Origin of the sequence: Albibacillus kandeliae, from assembly GCF_003116585.1 — a bacterium.
Lineage (GTDB): Bacteria > Pseudomonadota > Alphaproteobacteria > Rhodobacterales > Rhodobacteraceae > Albibacillus > Albibacillus kandeliae.
Genome location: NZ_QEHM01000016.1, coordinates 1 through 15276 on the forward strand (window position 1 = coordinate 1; position 15276 = coordinate 15276).

The 15276-nt window shown below is 64.5% G+C and carries 12 protein-coding genes and 1 pseudogene; 11 read left to right on the plus strand and 2 right to left on the minus strand.

Annotated elements, in window-relative coordinates:
- Positions 1-134: 134 nt before the first annotated feature.
- The 3 genes and pseudogenes from DDT93_RS27180 to DDT93_RS26640 form a co-directional block, all read left to right on the plus strand.
- A pseudogene (locus DDT93_RS27180) lies at positions 135-302 on the plus strand (hypothetical protein); the annotation flags it as partial.
- A gap of 496 nt (positions 303-798) precedes the next feature.
- A complete protein-coding gene (locus DDT93_RS25245; RefSeq protein WP_157960293.1) occupies positions 799-2481 on the plus strand; it encodes a hypothetical protein in 1683 nt (560 codons plus the stop codon).
- 250 nt (positions 2482-2731) lie between these two features.
- Complete coding sequence (locus DDT93_RS26640; RefSeq protein WP_157960294.1) at positions 2732-3067, plus strand: hypothetical protein; 336 nt, start codon at positions 2732-2734, stop codon at positions 3065-3067.
- A 538-nt stretch (positions 3068-3605) separates the two neighbouring features.
- Here the strand turns inward: DDT93_RS26640 and DDT93_RS27185 are convergent.
- Complete coding sequence (locus tag DDT93_RS27185; RefSeq protein WP_109468703.1) at positions 3606-5018, minus strand: tyrosine-type recombinase/integrase; 1413 nt, start codon at positions 5016-5018, stop codon at positions 3606-3608.
- A 538-nt stretch (positions 5019-5556) separates the two neighbouring features.
- Positions 5557-6687, minus strand: a complete 1131-nt coding sequence (locus tag DDT93_RS25255; RefSeq protein WP_109468704.1) for a polysaccharide biosynthesis/export family protein — start codon at positions 6685-6687, stop codon at positions 5557-5559.
- A 124-nt stretch (positions 6688-6811) separates the two neighbouring features.
- On the opposite strand from DDT93_RS25255, the gene DDT93_RS25260 reads away from it, so the two are divergent.
- The 8 genes from DDT93_RS25260 to DDT93_RS25295 all read left to right on the plus strand — a co-directional run bounded on the left by DDT93_RS25260 (position 6812) and on the right by DDT93_RS25295 (position 15130).
- The gene (locus DDT93_RS25260) at positions 6812-7687 is read left to right on the plus strand and encodes an NAD-dependent epimerase/dehydratase family protein (RefSeq protein WP_109468705.1); all 876 of its coding nucleotides are present in this window, start codon (positions 6812-6814) and stop codon (positions 7685-7687) included.
- Between the two features lie 25 nt (positions 7688-7712).
- Positions 7713-8324 (plus strand): sugar transferase, encoded by a 612-nt coding sequence (locus tag DDT93_RS25265; RefSeq protein ID WP_109468706.1) that lies wholly within the window; start codon positions 7713-7715, stop codon positions 8322-8324.
- 392 nt (positions 8325-8716) lie between these two features.
- Positions 8717-10591, plus strand: coding sequence for a polysaccharide biosynthesis protein (locus DDT93_RS25270; protein ID WP_109468707.1), 1875 nt, complete (start codon positions 8717-8719; stop codon positions 10589-10591).
- A 172-nt stretch (positions 10592-10763) separates the two neighbouring features.
- On the plus strand, positions 10764-13028 hold the full coding sequence (locus DDT93_RS25275) for a YjbH domain-containing protein (RefSeq protein WP_232825573.1): 2265 nt from the start codon (positions 10764-10766) through the stop codon (positions 13026-13028).
- A complete protein-coding gene (locus DDT93_RS25280; protein WP_109468708.1) occupies positions 13025-13744 on the plus strand; it encodes a YjbF family lipoprotein in 720 nt (239 codons plus the stop codon). The genes DDT93_RS25275 and DDT93_RS25280 overlap by 4 nt, the downstream gene beginning before the upstream one ends.
- A gap of 170 nt (positions 13745-13914) precedes the next feature.
- Positions 13915-14196: a hypothetical protein gene (locus tag DDT93_RS25285; protein WP_109468709.1), complete on the plus strand. Its 282-nt coding sequence runs from the start codon at positions 13915-13917 to the stop codon at positions 14194-14196.
- A gap of 238 nt (positions 14197-14434) precedes the next feature.
- A complete protein-coding gene (locus DDT93_RS25290; protein ID WP_109468710.1) occupies positions 14435-14692 on the plus strand; it encodes a hypothetical protein in 258 nt (85 codons plus the stop codon).
- A 189-nt stretch (positions 14693-14881) separates the two neighbouring features.
- The gene (locus tag DDT93_RS25295) at positions 14882-15130 is read left to right on the plus strand and encodes a hypothetical protein (protein WP_109468711.1); all 249 of its coding nucleotides are present in this window, start codon (positions 14882-14884) and stop codon (positions 15128-15130) included.
- The last annotated feature ends 146 nt before the right edge of the window (positions 15131-15276 follow it).

Consider the following 15276-nt stretch of genomic DNA (forward strand, 5'->3'; position numbering starts at 1 on the left):
CCGCCGAGCGCTTGAGCAGCTTGAGGGCTCCGCGCCCGGCGAGCTTGCGCCAGATCGGGAACCAGAATACCCAAACCCAACCTGCAGACTCTCGTTATGAATGAGGGACCGGCAGGGGGCAGGTCAATCAGCATTTCTCGCATCTCAACATACCGGTCGCCTACGACCTACCAGCAGGCCACACAGATCGACAGATGACCTTACCGATTGGAGGGCACTGTACATTTGATCTGAACCGAGACGGCCTAGACCTATCTTTCGATTCAGTCTGGGCTGACCGTACTGACCGCCACGCTGCCTGATCTCAACTTTCTGTAGAACACATCATCCTCGCGCCATACGAGCGCCTGAGGTACGGCAAACACTAGGTTCGTCGCCGAACCGCAACACCTTGAGAGTAATTCAGCGGCCAGTTCTGTATAAGTCGTTAGCCTCTACCGGAATCTCTGGCTGGGGCGACATACCTGTAGGTCCCCAAAACATGGGTTTTTCTACGTTATAACAGTGACGTAGTAAGAAAAACCTAGTCAAAGTGATAGTCGAGTAACTAAGTAATGATGGCTAAGACTGGTCGCGCAGAGCAACTTCTGCCGACAACTGCCCAATCGCCTATGGTTTTCTCTGGTCACGTCTCTGAGAATTCTCGAATCTCCGCTCTTGAATTCCTGTTGCTCCATTTCCGCGAAAGTTGCGCGTGTCTTTCGGCAGTCCTTCTCCGAGAAGCGAGTAAAAACACATTGGAACAGGTGGTTTGTAGTTTGCCAAATTGAAAGCGTAAACTCAAACGAGGGAAAAAAGATGTCTATTGCTCGCAATCCCATGCTCCTGCTGCTCGTTATTCTGTCTTGGATGGCAACGGCCTATGGTGTTTATCTTAAGACGGGTGGTCCGACCGACCCTACTCAAAACGGCTTTGTACTCGGCCTGCTCTTTGCTGGGCCTGGTCTGCTCTTTGCGGCTCTCGTGCAGGTTCTCGGTGTTAAGTGGTTGGACGTGTCGCTGCTGCCGCGCTCAGTCAATCCCCTGAAAACCGTGACGACGGCTCTCTTTTTGTTCACTTTCGCAATCAGCGTCACCTTTGGTCTCGCGTTTTACGGCAGCGTTTTTAACAGCTTTGGTAATGCGAATAGTGCGACGATCGACAGCGCGCGTGCAGCGGTGATCCAACCTATTGACGCAGCGATTGAAATCAATGACGAAATCCGCACGGCACTTACGCAGCTTTCCAGCGCGCTCCAGACCGAGATGGCCGAAGAGGGTAAGACTGGCAAGGGGCCCCGGTACCGCACTCTCGAGCGCGGCATGCACCAAGTTAACTTTGCTCTAAAGCGTTCTCAGTCTGTCGATCCGTCTTCGCTTGCTGAAGCAACCGAAAAGGCGAAAGACATTGCCGAGATTCGGACGATTGCTCTCCGTGTGTCCACCTTCGGTGCGCGCGATTATCGAGCGATCGAAGAAAACCTCATCGAGGCAGAGAAGGCGTTGAACTCTATCGCTGATAACGAGCGGCAGATGCATGCTGCACTGTCGGCCACGATCGAGGCCGTCCGTCGTGCGCTCGCCGGCGATGTTCCGCCTGCAGGGGAGATCAACGACACCTTCGTCTCGCCGGTCGAGTGGGCATTCGACGTGTGGGGCCGGCTCCTAGCTAATCCTGGTGATCTCAACCGGGAAGAACTTTTGGCCGTGATCCTTGCTATTGTTGTCGATCTCTTCATCGCCATGTTGGTAATCGTCGATAGCCGCCGTGGCTCGCCCATGGCCAACGACGTCAATGTCATCTCGACCGAGCTCTCCGAGGGAGCGACTCGTTTTGACCACATTGTCCGCAATGTTGGTCTTAAGGACGCAACTGAGGCTATCCACAAGATCGAACAGAGCGGCAACAGCGCAGACAAGTTGGGCTTTATTGGCGGACAGATCGTTTTCACTGAAGTGCCTGTAGCTCAAACGTCTTTCCACAACCTTATGCTTGCGCTCAAGGCCGTCGGCTACGCAACCGAACTTCCGTTCGCGCCGTTTCTGACCCGGCTCTTCAAGCGGGAGTGGATGGAGTTCGACGAAAGCGCCCGGCTCAAAGTGTTTTGGATCGGTCGCAGCCGGTGGCAACAGCTTCAGAGCTTCAAGCTCATCGCTCTCGCCGCGCAAGCGCTCGATGCCGACATGGTGTTTGGTGACTTCATCGAATGGCTGCGGACTGAGCCTCGCGCGCGCGAGCGTATGGGGCGCAATGTGGACACGATGGCTCGCGTCGTTTCGCGGCAGTTCCCTAATGCCATGGGTATGCGCCTCTCTGATCTCACCCCGGAAGTTCGTGACAAACTCATTGAGGACTTTCATGAAGAAAATGCGCGAGCACTTCGCGCCAGCACCCGCCGGACCTACATCGGTTACTTCCAGACTATCCTCGCCGCAGCAGGTGGGCAGGGAATGTTGCCAGATCGCAATGTTGAGCGCGGCGTGAAGCTTCGTGTTGCGTAAACAGATGGATGGTCATTGAACCAAAATAGAGCAGGCTGCTGCCCCATCGCAGTAGTCTGCTCGCTCATCCAAGCAAGGCCCTTTCAGCGTATCAGATTCTTAGGCTCCCATGGTCCAGACCGAGGGGTCACTCCATATCGGCGTCCAAGAATGACCCCCTTGGAGCGCACGGGTAGCTGGCCCGATGCGGTGTAGCCCCCATGCAGCGCAGCCGTATCGGGCCAGCGTGGGTGTCGGTCATTCTCGGGTCTTGAAGCGCCAGCTCTCGTTGCCGGTTTCTATGATCTCGTCTCCTGAGGCTGTCGTAGCGGGTGCAATCGGCAACCGGTTGGCAGCGTACGCGGCGATGATTGCGGAAACGGAAGAGCGTCCAGTTCGCGAATATCGCAAGGCTCCTCCAGAGCAAGTCGCTAATGCGAACGAGAAGTCCCGGTTGGGTATGCAGCAGTTTCGGGCGCGCCTGTCACCAGAGGAGCAGGCGGCTGTCCGTGAAAGGAACCGATTGCAGAAACGAAAAGCGCGGGTGATCGCCAAACAACGGAAGGGCGTCTTGGAAGATAGTGCAATGTCGGGGAACAGCACTTGAAAGGATAGGAATGTCGTCCACCTCTATCCGATGCACCTATCGGGCATCTCGGCTGCTGTGCTGCTTGGCGTCCCAGCCCCACAGGTCTTCCCGCTCAAGCGGGACGATCGCCCTTCGCGCTTTGCCGACGACTTGTCAAACTGGACGCTAATGGGGACTTGCCTCTCAACCGGGTCTATCGGATGGCGCGCAACTCCTCGGCAAGCGCGCGAGCTAAAAGCCGTATCTCCATTGAAGTGTCGTTCGACCGGTCCCCCAGTTTGCCTTCCGGAGCCCCTTCTCGACGCTGGTCAAGTCGAGCGGTGCGTCGCTTAGCAAGACGAGAGTTGGCGATCAGGTTCACGGTGATCATTCCGCCCCCCAGAAGGAGTATGATTCCTCCGCCGACCATCGCAGTCACGAGTTCACCAGCTGTCACAGATCAACCCTCCTTTGCGGGTAGACTTTAATGTAGCACGGATAAGAGTTCGGGCGAGTGCGATTTGAGGTCATACGGTCTGGGTTCTGGTCCATTGTTTGGGGTGACTATTGGTAATCGCTATGGGTCTATCTGGTCGCCCGGGTTCTCGATCATCCTCAGAAACTTCGTCAACTCAGTGCCTGATCTGGAGAAGTTACTTCGGGGCCATGTCGCTGAGGTCCTGAGGTTGGGAGTGAGCTCTTCTGCTGAACGTTCAGCAGTCGGTGTGTCATGGGGAGCGGGATGTATGAGTGGAGCAAACCTTGTGGAGATTGCTCGCTCGATCGTGTGCTCTGAGACATGCCCATATGTGCGCCCAACAGTGTCTGTGCTTGCATGACCCAGCTGACGGGCGACGATTACAAGAGAAGCGCCAGCTTCGACGAGTTGGCTCGCATAGGTATGCCTGAGGCCATGAAAGACGAAATCGGCAGGCAGACCGGCTCTGCGCACAGCATCTCTAAACAGATGCTTATGGTTCCCGCCGCTCCACGCTCGGCCTGATGACATTCGAAATACGAGCTCCTCGGCACCTTTGTCTCTGGCCATTGACCTGAAAAACTGAAGGCCTTCATCCGGCAAATGAACATATCGTCCCCTGCGGCTTTTCTGTGGAGAGACGTAGATACCCGCAAAACTTGGTTCGACATCTCTTACTGTTAGCGCAGCGAGTTCACCGACCCTGCAGCCCGTGTAGAGAGCCCCTAGGATTAGGTTCGCCAAGTCAGGACGACAGGATGACAGAAGCGCCCGACACCCCTTTCTGGACAGAAAAACCTGCCTCGGTACGTCGCTGCTCGGGACACGCCTGAGGCAGCGCCACGACCGATCATCTTCAATCTCACCGTTCTCCCAAGCCATTTGCAGGGCTAACCGTAGAATCCCAATCAAAGCATTGAGCGTTTTCTTGCGCTTCCGAAGCTGATCAGCAGGCACTTTATCCAGGTCACATTTGGCTCCAAGTGGCTGTTTGCCTCTCTTGGGTGGTGTCTCAAGGACATCCCGGCAAAACTCGGTGAAGAGCCGCCCAGTCAGATCTTTAGCCAGTACGTGCCCGAGGCGTGGAATAATGTGGTAGTTGATCAGTGACAGGTTGGTTTCAAAGTGCGTACGAGCTGCGCTGATGCGTTTCCATTCAACGTAGTCCGCTAGCGCATCTCCGATGGTGAATCCGGATATGATCTTGGAGTATCTCAGTTCGCGATTGACCCCTATCGGGTAGGGGGGCGATGCGACCTGCATGATTTCGGTTCTGGAGAACCAAGACTGTGCGGCGGAGTATGCGACCGGGAAACTCACGGACAAGCAATCTAGCTGACACCGCTTGTACTTGCCGCTCTTGGTGCGCACGCGAGCCATCCAGACGTGGGGTCTTCCTGGTCTCTTGCTGACGCCAATGTGCCGACAATACTCCAGAGTCATCCAGTAAGGTGCACCGCGTTCAGGGAGGTTCTTGACCACTTCCGGATTCATTAGCTCCAGCTTGTTCATCACTTCCTCTTAGCGACGGATCTTTGTGGAAGAGTTCGCGTGCCGCGGTGGTCAGCCCATACTTCGCGACATAGTCCAGCAGGACGGTTTCAAGGAGATGAAGGTACTCACGATCAGCGTTCAACAAGTGCATTTCCTTCCAGGATCGTGGAGCAGCCTCAAGTCGGTTGGTTAAGATTTGGTTAGCAGGCTGCTATCCCCGCAAGTGGACGCACAGTGTTGGGTCCGCGAGAAGAATACAGTCACTGCTCGGGAGCGCTTCTCGGAGTAAGAGTCGTCTCTAACAAGCAAGAGTGAGTGTTTTGGTGGTACAGTTCTGCTTGCCGTTGGGGGGAATGGCTGAACATCCTCAAGTCGGTACACGGGCACACGAAGTCCTAGGTTTTTCCGAGTTGCGCATGGGGATGCCTAGGGGCGCCACCAGTGTCCGGCGACAAATCTGCCCATCCTCGATCACGCCAAGTGAAGAGGTGCAACTCGATGCGGTGCAGCTAATCCATTGTTAGCCACACGTGGTTTAGGGCAGCAGGTCTAACCCTTAGTTTACAGCGCTGTTGGCGCGATTGAAGACGCCGAAGAAGCCGCCGACGATGTTGGAGATAGTCAGCACGTCATTGATCGGGGATTCGGTCGCCACGATCAGGTCCTGCGGCTGGATCGCGAACTTACGGGCAGAGAACAGCCCGTCGGCAGAGGTGAGATCCACGGTGAAGACCACCCGGGTCTGGCGCGGCCCGCGCACCCCGGCGCTGATCGCCGAGGCAGGGTATTCGCGCAGGATCAGCAGCCCCTTGGGGTCGGCCCGGCCCCCGGCGATGCCGCCCATGATCGAGACCGCGTCCATCGCCGAGACCTCGTCGCGCGGGAAGATGTGCTGCGCCTGCCGCCCGGTGGCGCCGAAGGAGAGGAAGTAGCGCCCATCCTCCTCGACGAAGACCCGGTCGCCGCCTGAGAGGCGAGTGTCGAGCGAGGGGTGCTCCAGCAGGGTCTCGACCGAGGTGCCGTAAAGCCGGCCGCTGCGCATCAGGCGGATCTGCGGGTTGTTCAGGCTCTCGCGCACGCCGCCGCCCGCCGCCAGCAGGCTCATCACCGTGTAGTTGCGGTCGGGCATCGGGTAGGTGCCGGGACTGGAGACCCCGCCGACCAGGTCGACCGAGTTGTACCGCCCCTCGGTCAGGCTGACGAGCACCTGGGCGGAGGGGATGATCTTCTCCAGCGCGGTCTGCATCTCCTCGCGGGCGAGGTCCTCGGTCTTGCCGGTGACGCTCAGGGTGCCGACGTAGGGCAGGTAGACGGTGCCGTTGGCGGCCACCTTCATGTTGTCCAGCGCGATGTTCTTCTGCTCGGGCGCGGTCAGCAGCGAGTTGTCGGAACTGTCCCAGATGCGGATGGTCAGGATGTCGCCGGGCTGGATCAGCTGCTGGCGCGGCCCCTCGCTGGAACGCAGCCAGGGCAGGTGCTGCTGCTCGCCGGTGGCGGGCCACTGGGTGATGGTGGGCAGCAAGGCGCGGGTGACCGGGTAGACCGCGAAATCGGCCGTCGACTCGCCCGCCCCATTGACCACGTCCCCTACCACCGGACCGGTGGACGGCAGGCGTCCGCAGCCGGCCAGCACCGCAAGACACAGGACTGGCCCCAACATCGAGATGAGGTGAAGAGGCTTGCGCATATGGTGGTCGTCCCCCGGAGCCCGGGGCGCGCGGTCGGTGTTCCGGCCTGCCCGAAAGGCGTTGCAATTTTCCCGCCGCAAGATACTGGCAGGCCGGAAGGGGTCAACAGGAAGAAGCGGGGCGATGTCAACACCGGCGACACTGGTTCTGGGCGCGACGGGGCGGATCGGCGCGATTCTGCGTGCCGCCTGGGCACCGGGCGACGCGCTGTGGCAGGCCCGCCCCGGGGCGGCCCCCCGAGGCGCCGCCGGCGCGGCAGACCCCTGGGTGATAGCCGATCCGCTGGCCGATGCGGGCGCGCTGGAGCGGGCCGGGCAGGGGATGGGCCGGGGGATAGACACGGTGCTCTGCCTTGCCGGGGTGACCAACGCGGCGGCCGCCGCGGGCGCCGACATCGCCGACAACATCCGCCTCGGCACGGCGGCGGTGCGGCTCGGCGCGGCGCTCGGCGCGCGTGTGCTGCTGGCCTCGTCGGCCGCGGTCTACGGCTCGGAACAGGGTCTGTTGCGGGAAGATCGGGCGCTGGCCCCGCTCTCGGACTATGGCCGCGCCAAGGCGGAGATGGAGGCCGAGGGCGCCCGGCTGGGGCAGGATCTCGGGGTGGAGGTCACCGCGCTCCGGATCGGCAACATCGCCGGGCTCGACGCGATTCTGGGCGACTGGCGTCCGGGCTTCGCGCTCGACCGCTTCGCCGACGGGCGCACGCCCCGGCGCAGCTACATCGGCGTCGCCACGCTGGCCCGGGTGCTGGAGCGGCTGGTGCGCACCCCCGGCCTGCCGCCGGTGCTGAATGTGGCCGCCCCCGGCATGGTCGGGATGGGCGCGCTACTCGACGCCGCCGGGCTGGCATGGACCCCGCGTCCGGCATCGGAGGAGGCGATCCCAGAGGTGGCGCTCGACGTCGCCCGGCTGGTGGCCTTCCACCCCTTCACGCCACAGGATAGTCTTCCCGCCGCAATGGTCGCCGAATGGCGCGCAACGGAGCAGGGCAGAGCATGAGAACCGACATCCGGAAGGGCTGGGCATGACCTGGCGCAAGCGCATCTTCGACCTGTTCTTCGCCACGCTCCTGGTGGTGATCCTCGCCCCGGTCTTCGGCGCCGTGGTGATCTGGTTGTTGCTCCAGCAAGGCCGCCCGTTGTTCTACGTGGCCGAGCGGATGAAGGGCGTGGACCGCCCCTTCGCCCTGTGGAAGTTCCGCACCATGACCGTGGTCGCGGCCGACGCCGGAGTGTCGGGCGGCGACAAGGCGGCGCGGATCACCCCGGCGGGCGCCTGGCTGCGCTCCAAGCGGCTCGACGAGCTGCCGCAGCTGTGGAACATCTTGAAGGGCGATCTCTCCTTCGTGGGTCCGCGTCCGCCCCTGCGCGAATACGTCGAACGCTTTCCCGGCCTCTACGGCGAGGTGCTGAAGAGTCGCCCCGGGGTCACCGGGCTCGCCTCGATCACCTATCACCGCCACGAGGCGGCGCTGCTGGAGCGCTGCGGCCGGGCCGAGGAGACCGACGCGGTCTATACCCGGATCTGCGTGCCGGCCAAGGCGCGGCTGGACCTGATCTACCAGCGCCACCAGAGCATGTGCTACGATTTCGACCTAGTGTTCCAGACCATCGGCAACCTGTTCCGCCGGTCCTGAGCGGGGGCGCCGGGCCCGCGGTGGAATCACCCCACGGGAATAGGCGCAATTCGCCGGGGCAGTGAAATGATTAATTCCGCGGAATCCGGGAATTAACCGGCGGGCAACTAATGATTCGTGTCGGAGTTTCATGGCTCGGCCGGAATTCGCCGGGATTTTCAACGCTTTTTCTCGCGCTGCAGCGAATATCTGCCAAAGCCTCCGGGACGGATCGGGAATTTGTTTGCCCCCCTCCGAAAATGGGGTAGGGATCGGTCTGTCGGGCAGATAATATTATGAAGGTTGCGATGCCGCGCCGGCGCTCTCCTCTGGCGGGCGGAACGGGGCAGCTCGCCTGAGCAGGTGGAGTTTTTGCAGTGAGCCCTGTCGAATTTCTGGGGGCGACGGCCTGAATGTTGAAACTTCTCGGTTTGTTGACGCGCAAACAGAAGGGGTACGTCTTTCTTGCCGTCGACCTGGCACTGATCCCCGCCGCGCTGCTGTTTGCCTTCACTGTCCAGTCCCTGCCGATCCCGCCCCTCGCGGCGCTCTGGCTCTCCCTGCCGATCCTGCCCTACCTGCTGGCCGCTGCCGCCGGGCTCTCGCTCTGGCTCGGGCTGCCCAGCATCCAGCTGAACAACTACGAACGCCACGCCGTCGGGCTCACCGCGATCTACGCGCTGGTGCTGACCGTGGTCTCGGCGGCGCTCTCGGTCTTCGTCCAGCTGGCGCTGCCGCTCGGCACCCACGTGATGTTCGGCATCTCCTACTTCCTCTTCGTGGTGGCCGCGCGGGCGGTGCTGTTCCAGGTGGTCACGGCGATCTACCGCCGCGCCTCGCCGCGCCGCCGGGTGCTGATCTACGGCGCCGGCGCCACCGGCACCCAGCTGGCCCAGGCGCTGAAGGCCCATGACGGGATCGACCCGGTCGCCTTCGTCGACGACAACGTCTCGCTGCAGGGGGTGACCATCCTCGGCCTGCCGGTCTTCCCGCCCGCCCGCATCGCCGAGCTGGTGCGCGAGCGCGACATCAACCGCGTGCTGCTGGCCATGCCCTCGCTCAGCCAGCCCAAGCAGGCGCAGATCGCCCGCCGCCTGCAGCGGATGCGGCTCGAGGTGCAGACGCTGCCCTCCTTCGCCCAGCTGATCGGCGAGGAAGCCCTGATCGACAAGCTGACCCCGGTGGCCCCGCAGACCTTCCTGGGGCGCAAGCACGCCGACACCAGCCTCGGCGAGGCGGTGAACAGCTACCAGGGCCGGGTGGTGCTGGTCTCCGGCGCCGGCGGCTCGATTGGCTCCGAGCTCTGCCGCCAGGTGCTGGCCTGCCGGCCCCGGACCATCGTGCTCTACGAACTCTCCGAACTGGCGCTCTACACCGTGCACCAGGAACTCGAGCAGCTGGTCGAGGGCACCCGCATCAGCATCGTGCCGGTGCTGGGCTCGGTCACCGACCCGCGCCAGGTGCGCAAGGTGCTCTGCGACCACCAGGTGCAGGTGGTGCTGCATGCCGCCGCCTACAAGCACGTGCCGCTGGTCGAGGCGAACCCGCTGCCGGGTCTCGCCAACAACGTCTTCGGCACCCAGACGCTGGCCCGCGAGGCCGCCGAGGTCGGGGTCGAGCGCTTCATCCTAGTCTCCTCCGACAAGGCGGTGCGCCCCACCAACGTGATGGGCGCTTCCAAGCGGCTGGCCGAGCTGGTGGTGCAGGATCTGGCCACCCGCTACGATTCGACGATCTTCACCATGGTCCGCTTCGGCAACGTGCTGGGCTCCTCGGGCTCGGTGGTGCCGCTGTTCCAGGACCAGATCAGCCGCGGCGGTCCGGTCACCGTGACCGACGTGCGCGTGCGCCGCTTCTTCATGACCATCCAGGAGGCGGTGCAACTGGTGCTCAAGGCCGGATCCGAGGCCCGCGGCGGCGAGGTCTTCGTGCTCGACATGGGCAAGCCGGTGCCGATCCTGCAGTTGGCGCGGCAGGTGATCGAGAGCGCCGGCTACACCGTGCGCGACGAGGATCATCCCGAGGGCGATATCGAGATCGCCCTCATCGGCCTGCGCCCGGGCGAGAAGATCGAGGAGGAGCTGACGCTCTCCGGCGACCTGATCGGCACCCGCTACCAGAAGATCTTCTGCGCTCGCGAGGACTACCTCTCGGAAATCGAGGTCGCCTCGGTGCTGCGCGGGCTGCGCCATGCGCTCGCCGCCAGCGACGAGGAGGCCGCGCGCCAGGTGGTGGCGCGCTGGGTCGAGGGCTTTGCCCAGGGCGAGGCGGGGCGCAAGACCTCCTGAGAGGGGCGGGGCCCGGCTTCTTCGGGATCGAAATATCCCGGGGGTGAATTGGCCGAAGGCCAAGAGGGGGCTGGCCCCCCGGGGCGCGGCGCGTATTGATCCCGTGCCCCGCTTCGTGGTCTAAGCGGGAAAACACCCGAAACCAAAACGGGCAGGCAGGACGGTACCCAAGGTGACAGAGCGAGACCCCGCGATCTCCGCCCGTACGGCGCTGGCGGCCCTCGGGCTTGCCCTTGCCCTGGCGCTGCCGCTGCCGCTGGCGGCCGAGGACATCCTGCTGTCGGCCCCGGGCAGCCAGGAGCCGAGCTTCGACCCGGCGCCCCCGCCCAGCCTGAACTTCTACGGCTCGCCCGGCCTCATCGACATGCCCTCGGCCGAGATGCTGCCCGACGCGCAGTTCACCACCGCCTTCTCCTCCTTCGGCGGGCAGGGCCGGCTGACCACCACCTTCCAGGCGCTGCCCTGGCTCTCGGCCAGCTTCCGCTACAACGGCATCCGCGACTGGAACTACGGCGGGTTCGACACCTATTACGACCGCGGTTTCGACGTCCGGGTGCGGCTGCTGAGCGAGGGGCGCTACCGCCCCGCGGTGGCGGTGGGCCTGCAGGATTTCGTCGGCACCGGCATCTACGCGGGCGAGTACATCGTCGCCACCAAGGGCTTCGACACCCCGGCGCTCTCGCCCGGGCGGCTGCCGGGGCGGCTGAAGCTGAGCGCCGGCGTCGGCTGGGGCCGGCTCGGCACCAACAACTCCTTCGGGGCGCCCTTCGGCAATGACCGTCCCGCCTACGATCCGGAGTCGACCGGCGGCAAGGTGGCCTACGACCAGTGGTTCCGCGGGCCCGCGGCCTTCTTCGGCGGGCTCGAGTGGCAGGCGGACGAGCGCTGGAGCGTGAAGGCGGAATATTCCTCCGACGCCTACAACTTCGAGACCGGGGTGACCTCGGTCTTCGAGCGCAAGTCGGACTTCAACTTCGGCGTCGAATGGCAGGCCAGCGAGAGCACCCGCCTCGGCGCCTACTACCTCTACGGCTCGCGCTTCGGCCTGGCCGCGAACATCCAGGTGAACCCCTCGCGCCCGCCCAACCGGATCGCCGCCCCGGCGCCGCAGCCGGTGGCGGTGCGGGTGCCGAAGGTCGACAACCCGCTGTCCTGGTCCGAGGACTGGGCGGGCCCCGCCGGGGCCGCGGCCGCAAGCCAGGCTGCGGGGCAGGGGGCAGGTCAGGCGGCCGCCAACCGGCAGCTGCTGCGCGACCTGCTGCAGACCCGCCTGTCTGAGCAGGGGCTGGAGCTTGAATCGATCTCGCTCTCGGCGGACCGGGCCGAGCTGCGCTATCGCAACACCCGCTACAGCTCGAACGCCATCGCGGTGGGCCGCGCGGCGCGGGTGCTGGCGGCGACGCTGCCGAACTCGGTCGAGACCTTCCGCCTGGTGCCGGTCCGCCGGGGCCTCGCGCTCTCGGCGGTGACCCTGCGCCGCAGCGACCTCGAGGCGCTGGAATTCGCCCCCGACGCCTCGCGCGCGCTCTATGCGGTGACCGCGATCGGCGAGGCCGCGCCGCTGCCGCCCGCCGGGGCGCTGGGGCCGGTGGGATCCTACCCCAGCTACCGCTGGTCGCTGGGGCCCTACTTCGACCCCTCCTACTTCGACCCGGACCGGCCGTTCCGCCTCGACTTCGGGCTCAGCCTGTCGATGACCTACGAGTTCGCCCCCGGCTGGCTGGTCTCGGGCAACATCCGCCAGCGCATCGCCGGCAACGTCAAGGACGGGCGGCCGTCGAACTCGGTGCTGCCGCATGTGCGTACCGACCAGACCGCCTATGCCCAGGAAGACACCGTGCTGAACCGGCTCTACATGGCGCGCCAGTGGCGTCCGGGCGGGGCCCTCTATGCCCGGGTCACCGGCGGTTACCTCGAGAAGATGTTCGGCGGGGTCTCGGCCGAGCTGCTGTGGAAGCCGGTGAACAGCCGGCTCGGGCTCGGGGTCGAGGCCAACTACGTGCGCCAGCGCGATTTTGACCAGCGCTTCGGCTTCCAGGACTACTCGGTGTTCACCGGCCATGCCTCGGCCTACCTCGAGCTCGGCAACGGCTACCTGGCCGAGATCGACGCGGGCCGCTACCTGGCCGGCGACGTCGGCGCCACCGTCAGCCTCGACCGCACCTTCTCCAACGGCTGGTCGGTGGGCGGCTGGTTCACCGTCACCGATGTCTCGGCCGAGGATTTCGGCGAGGGATCCTTCGACAAGGGCATCCGCTTCACCATCCCGGTCAACTGGTTCCTGGGCAAGCCGACGCAGCAGGCGATCAATTTCGGCATCCGCCCGACCCAGCGCGACGGCGGCCAGCGGCTGAACGTGCCGGGGCGGCTTTACGAACAGGTGCGGGATTCGCACGCCAAGGCGCTGAGCGATCAATGGCCGAGGATCTGGGAATGAACGGAAACCGGCTGATGACCCGGGCGGCGGGGGCCCTGGCCCTGCTGGCCCTGCTGGCGGGCTGCAACGGCGGCAGCGGCAGCGGCGTCAACGCCGCCCCGCCGCTCTATGCGCAGATCGCCCAGGCCACCCGCGCCTCGATCGCGAAGAACCGGATGCACCGGGCCGAGCGCCCGCCGCTGACCCGGAAGATGCTGGACGAGATCGAGGGATCCTACATCGAGGTGACCCTCGAGCGGCCCGACATCTTCGCCTATCTCTCGGCGGCGCTGGTGCGCCGCGACGGCACGCCGGGCGAGGTGGTGCAGTGGCGGACCGAGGACGAGGTGACGCTGACCATGCGCAACGGGATGCTGATCGCGACCCGGGGCCTCGGCGGCGATCTGGTCTCTGCCGATGTCGCGGTGGCCGAGGGCGTGACCGGACCGGCCAGCGGCGGCGAGAAGGTCATGTATGTCCGCACCGGCGACCTCGAGGAACGGCGGCTGGTGCTGAGCTGCGACCTTGCCGACCTGGGCCCGGCGCCGGTGGAGATCGTCGAGCTGACCCACCCCGCGCGGCACCTGCGCGAGAGCTGCACCGCCGAGGGCGCGGCCGGCGGGCGCGTGGTCAACGACTACTGGGTCGATTCCCGCAGCGGCATCGTCTGGCAGTCGCGGCAATGGGCCGGCCCGCACATCGGCTACATGCGGATCCGCCGCCTCACCACCGGCTGAGCCGCGGGCGTCTTCCCGCCTGCCGGCCCCGGCCGGACGGCGGAAAGCCTCCGCTCCCGCCGCCTTTTCAAGACCTCGCTTGTCCCCGGTGTCCGCCGGGCTAACGTCCTGTCACGGCTATAAGAATACGCGGAGAGAGGTCCTCTCCGCGGCCAGGAAAGGACAGACGAATGAAGACCACTATCGCCCTGCTCAGCGCGGCCCTGATCGCCAGCGGCGGCATGGCCTCGGCGCAATCCGCCAATGCCGCGCCCGTGGCCAAGACCAAGGGCGCCAATGCCCAGACCGCCGGTGCGACCGGTCAGGCGGTCTCGAACGCGGCCCTCGCGGGCACCGGGCTCGGCACCGGGACCGCCGCGGCGGTGCTGGCCGCGCTCGGGCTGGCGGTGGCCCTTGGCAACAACGGCGACAACAACACCGGCACCACCACCACGACCTCCGGCACCCGCTGAGGACAGCGACGAACCGGGCCGAACCGGGCCGCCGCAGCCGTCCCGCAGGCGAATCGGGACGGCTGCGGCGGCTTTCCGCTGTCCGGGCACGGCGCGTCGGCGGAAAATGTCTTGCCGCCGGGGCCGCGCATTTCTTTGCTTGCCCCGTGCAGGCCGCGCCCTACCGTTTTCTGACGATGGAAATTTCCGGAATTCCGGGCGGGCTCCGTCGCCGCCCATGCAAAAAGGATAAGTCGCGATGACCAAGACGATTGCCCTGGCCAGCTCCACCGCCCTGTGCCTCGCCCTGGCGGCCGGCTCCGCCATGGCCCAGACCACGGCGCAGACCCAGGGTGCCAACGTGCCGACGGCAGAGACCACGACGACCACCCTCGGCAACACCGGCCTGACCACCGGCGCCGCCGTGGCCATCGGTGTCGGCGTTCTCGCCCTCGCGCTGATCGCGGGCGATGACGACGACAGCACCACGACGAGCAGCACCAGCAGCTCGCGCTGACTGATCCAGGGAGCGGCGGCCGACGCTCCCCCGCACAGGGTCCGTTGCGGTGACGTCCGATTGGGCATCTCTGCAACGGCTTTGTGAAAAATGCCCGCAATCCTATGGATTTGCCTCGGGCCAGATTGAATCGTGTTTTTTCCTGCGCTAGAAGTTTGGACAACTTCGACGCGAAAAGGATTTCACGACATGAAGACCCTCGTTTCCGCTCTGGCCCTGGGCGCACTGACCCTGACCACCGCAACCGCTGCCGTGGCCCAGACCGCACCCACCGCAAACACCACGTCGACCTCGACCACCACCGGTGCTGGTGGCCTGGCCGGTACCGGCCTGAGCCTCGGCGCGGCCGCAGGCATCCTGGCTGGCGTGCTGGTTGTTGCCGCAATCGCCGGTGACGACGACGACACCACCACCAGCTCTACGACCACCAGCCGCTGAGCTTGGTCTGTCCCCTGGTCCCTTCCCGGACCAGGAGGAGAAGGTATCTGACGCAGGGCTGCATCGGCCCTGCGCTATTTTTTGTAGAACGCTTTACAGACCCCGTCCGCGGGGTCTTGATGTGTCCGGGGCCGGGCACCCGGTCA